The sequence below is a fragment of the Mesorhizobium sp. LNHC252B00 genome (assembly GCF_000502955.1).
In the GTDB taxonomy this organism is placed as follows: domain Bacteria; phylum Pseudomonadota; class Alphaproteobacteria; order Rhizobiales; family Rhizobiaceae; genus Mesorhizobium.
The window spans coordinates 1-557 of record NZ_AYWO01000112.1 but is presented as its reverse complement, the minus strand read 5'-3'; the positions used below and the strand labels follow the sequence as shown (position 1 = coordinate 557).

The following is a 557-nucleotide window of genomic DNA, read 5'->3' as shown; positions in this document are numbered from 1 at the left end:
TGGCATTCTTCGAGAGCCTGCCACGTTGCCTGGTCGGTATCGAAGCCTGCAGCTCGTCGCATTATTGGGCGAGAGAACTGACTGCACGTGGCCATGATGTCCGGCTGCTGCCGGCACAGTATGTGAAGCCTTATCTGAAGCGGCAGAAGAATGATGCCGCAGATGCAGAGGCGATCTGCGAGGCGGTCACTCGGCCGACCATGCGCTTCGTGCCTGTGAAATCACCCGAGCAGCAAAGTGTGATGATGCTGCACCGGGTCCGGTTGATGCTCAACCGCCAGCGCACGCAGATATCGAACGCGTTGCGGGCACACCTATCCGAGTTCGGGATCGTAGCGCCGATCGGGCGGAATGGGATTGAGCAACTGCTCGTGGTCGTCAACGACGAGAACGAGACCAGGATACCAGCTGACGCGCGGCTATGCCTTCGCATGCTTGAGGCGCAGCTCAGGGTCGTGAAGAAACAGATCCTCGAAAACGATCGTAGGGTTCGGGCGAATGCGCGTGAGACCGAGCTTGGTCGCAGGTTGATGGAAATCCCAGGCGTCGGCCCGCTG

The 557-nt window shown here is 59.8% G+C and carries 1 protein-coding gene; it reads left to right on the top strand.

Going from position 1 to position 557, the window contains the following annotated elements; all coding sequences use genetic code 11:
- Nucleotides 1-557 (top strand): IS110 family transposase (locus X744_RS00135; RefSeq protein ID WP_023763251.1); only part of this gene is annotated, 557 nt, incomplete at both ends.